At 73.9% G+C, this 3,819-nt stretch carries 2 protein-coding genes; one reads left to right on the top strand and one right to left on the bottom strand.

Annotated elements, in window-relative coordinates:
- Positions 1 to 1,938 (bottom strand): IniB N-terminal domain-containing protein (locus AC1D1G_RS42840; protein WP_477956667.1); only part of this gene is annotated, 1,938 nt, incomplete at its 3' end.
- A gap of 358 nt (positions 1,939 to 2,296) precedes the next feature.
- Between AC1D1G_RS42840 and AC1D1G_RS42835 the strand changes: the two genes are divergently transcribed.
- The coding region (locus tag AC1D1G_RS42835) for an Hsp70 family protein (RefSeq protein WP_477956666.1) at positions 2,297 to 3,819 on the top strand (1,523 nt) is incomplete at its 3' end.

The raw sequence follows: 3,819 nt of genomic DNA, 5'->3' as shown, positions 1-3,819 counted from the left end.
GAACGCACCGCCGAGCAGGCCGCCCAGGTCGGTCACGCCGCCGAGGTCGACTCCGCCGTCCGCGCCGAGCACCGCGTCGAGGGCCGCACCCAGACCGGCGGTGGCGTCACCGTCGACTCCGAGCACTCCGCCGAGCGCGCCGCTGATGGTGGTTCCCAGGTCGGCACCGGTGTCGAGGACACCGCCCAGCCCGAGGCCGCTCTCCAGAGCGCCACCCAGGACCGTGCCCAGGTTCGCGCCTGCCTCGCCGCCCAGCCCGAGGGCCCCGCTCAGCGCCGTCGTCAGCTCCGACGTCAGTTCCCCGCCGAGACCGAGGTCGGCGCCCAGCCCGAGGTCCAGTCCGCCGTCCAGCAGACCACCCAGGTCGATGTCCGTCACGCCGCCCGCGCCGAGCACGGCGTCGAGGGTGCTGCCCAGTTCGGCGGCCAGGCCACCGTCCAGACCGAGGGCGCCGCCGAGGACCGTGCCGAGCGCGGCGTCCAGTCCCAGTCCGCTGTCGAGTGCGCCGGACAGGGCGCCACCGAGGCCGCCGTCCAGATCGAGGGCGCCGCCGAGCAGACCGCCCAGGGCTCCACCGAGATCGCCGCTGACGTCACCGCCCGCGCCGAGGACGCCACCGAGGATGCCGCTCAGCGCACCGCCGAGGTCGCCGTCGGCACCGAGAACGGCGCCGAGGTCGAGTCCGCCACCGGCACCGAGAACGGCGTCCAGCGCGGTACCCAGACCGGCGGTGAGGTCGCCGCCGACTCCGAGTTCACCGCCGAGCAGTCCGCTCAGCGCACCGCCGAGGCTGCCGCCCGCGCCGAGGATCGCGTCGAGGTCCAGTCCGCCGCCCAGGTCCGCGATCGAACCGAGCGTCGCGCCGAGCGCGCCACCGAGGTCTGCGCTCAGGTCGCCGCCCGCACCGAGGACACCACCGAGAGCGCCACCGAGGACCGCGCCGAGGTCGGTGCCGAGAACTCCGCCGAGCGAGCCGGCGACGTCACCGAGCAGTTCACCGCCGAGCAGGCCTTCGAGGGTGGCGCCCAGTCCGCCGCCTGCGCCGATCGCCGCGTCGAGCGCACCGCCCAGCGCGCCGCCGAGACCGGCGTCGACACCGAGCACGCCGCCGAGGGTCGTTCCGAGCACAGCACCGAGGTCGAGGCCGCCACCGAGTCCGGCGAGGATGTCACCGTCCAGGCTGCCACCGAGGTCGACGACGCTTCCGAGGGCGGCACCGAGAGCCGCACCCAGTTCGGCGCCCAGGTCGCCGCCGATCGACAGGGCGGGGGCGAGGATCCCGGTGAGACCACCGGCCACGTCGACCACCGGCAGGGCCGTGATCGCCGCGGTGAGGGTGGTGGCGAGCTGCGCCGTCAGGTCGGCGCCCAACCCGAGGGCGCCTCCGAGGGCCCCGCTGATCGTTGCGCCGAGGTCGAGGGCACTACCGAGGTCGAGGCCACCGGTGAGGGAGAGTGCTGCGTCGAGGGCCGCACCCAGCGCGGCACCGAGCTCCGCACCGATCTCGCCGCCGATCTCCAGCGCGGCACTGAGTGCGGCACTCAGGCCGGCAGCCAGTTCCGCCGCGAAGTCGAAGTCGCCGCCCAGGCCGGCACCGAGACCGAGGCCTGCGCCGGCACCGATACCGACCGCACCGCCGAGGCCGCCGCCGAGACCGAGGCCGCCGCCCAGGCCGCCACCGACACCTGCGCCGACACCGCCCGCCACGTCACCGGCGACGTCGGCACCGGCGTTGACGATCGCGGCCAGGTCGGCCCCGCCGCCTGCGAACAGTCCCGACTCCGCGACCAGCGGAGCAACGGACACGATGTCCGCGTGGCTCACACCCTGCAGGCCGGCGGCGCACAGCGCCTCGGTCGGGTTGGCGCAGTAGGCAGCCGCAGCCTGCTCGTCGCGAAGAAGGCCGAGGATGAAGTCGAGGACGGCGTTGGTAGCCATGGCAGCTCTCCTGTAGTCGAGGTTCGGGGAGTTCGGGTGGCCACCACAACTGCTGTGACGGCGAGTGAAATACACGTTATGGATCGGCGGCCCCCTTCCCAACGGGGCGGCGCCCCCTACTCGGGGACCCCGGTATCGGGGATCTCCCATCGGGGGTCGGGGCCTCCCCGTTAGGGGATAGGGGGCCATTAGGGGATCGGCCCCGTAACTGCCGTCGACCAGCGGAGTCGGCGTAACGAAACGGCCGCTCCACGCGACAATTCGAGTGACCACGACGGCTTCGGCCGTCACATACGACGGCGGCACCGTCCGCCTGACGCAGGCGGCGTGACGCCCGCCCGGACCACAGGAGTGGAACATGGCTGCAGCGCTCGGCATCGGTGTCGGATCGGTCAATACGGTGGCCGCCGTCGACACGGACGGGGCGAGCGTGACGGATGCCGCCGACCTCACCGTCCTGTCCCGCGCCAGTGTTCTCCACCTCTCCCCCGATCGCGCTCCGGTCCTCGGCGACGACGCGAGCGACCCGGACGCGGTGACGGTGTCCGACTTCGCGAACCGCGTGGGCGACCCGGTCGGGATCCTCACCGACGACGGCTCGACCTACTCCGGTGAAGACCTGGTGGCCACCGCCGTGAGCTGCATCGTGCACGAGGCCGCGTCGGGCCGCCACGGCCTCCCGACCACCGTCGTCGCCCACCCGACCGTCTGGCCGCCGTACACCGTCGGTGTCCTCGCCGACGCGCTCGAGCAGGCCGGCGTCACGGACGCGACCCTGGTGTCGGAGGCGCAGGCGGTGATGACGTGGCTCGAACGGACCCGCGGCACCCTCGGCGACGCGTTGACCGTCATCTACGACCTCGGCGGCACCTCACTCGACATCACCCTCTTCCGTTCGGACGCACACCGCACGGAGACCGGCGTCCTCGGCAAGCCGGTACGGTCCGAGGACTTCGGTGGCGCCCACTTCGACCACGCCACCATGCAGTACGTCCTCGGCAACGTCGCCGAGGAGTTCGGCGACATCGACCCGTTCGCCCCCGACACGGTCGCCGCCCTCACCCGGTTGCGGACCCGCTGCACCGCGGCGAAGGAGGCGCTGTCCTCCGACACCGAAGCCACCATCGGCATCGAACTGCCCGGCATCTCCACCGACGTGCGGCTGGTGCGCTCGGAACTCGAAGACCTGATCCGCGCGTCCCTGCAGGAATCGGTGACGCTGGTGCGCGAGAGCATCCACGCCGCCGGCCTCGAATCCAGCGACGTCACCCAGGTGGTGCTCACCGGCGGCAGCGCCGCGATCCCGCTGGTCGCCGAACTCCTGTCGGCGGAACTGCGGGTTCCCGTCGTCGCAGCCGAACGTCCGGGCCACACCGCGGCCCTGGGCGCCGCCCTGCTCGCCGCCGACAACGATGCGGGACGCGCCGCCGCCCCGACCGTCGCGCGGATGCCGGTCGTCGTGCCCACCGCGGCACCTGCAGCGCCCGTCGCCGCCCCGACCGTCGAGCCGGACGCCGAGACCGTCGTCCTCGCCGCCCGCACCCCCGCACCGACCCTCGGCGAGCCCGCCGCCACCGGGATGTCGCGGAAGAAGAAGGCCGGGATCATCACCGCCTCCGCTGCGGCCATCGCCCTGCTCGCCGCGGGTGGGCTGTCGCTCGGCACGGCCCTCGACAGCGCACCGTCGTCGTCCAGCTCGGGTTCCACCACGTCGCAGTCGTCGGGCACGTCGGCGGGCGCGGCATCCACGTCCGGTGTTCCTGCCGAGGCCGCCGCGACGGGCGCCGCCACTCCCGGCACCGAGGCGGCGGGCATCGCCGCCGCGACCGGTGTCCCCGGCACCGCGGCCGGCGTCGCGACCCCGATCGCCGCACCCGGCAC

The organism is Rhodococcus sp. P3_B8, assembly GCF_056402775.1.
The sequence above is the reverse complement of the archived record's forward strand: the minus strand, read 5'-3'. Positions and strand labels throughout refer to the sequence as shown.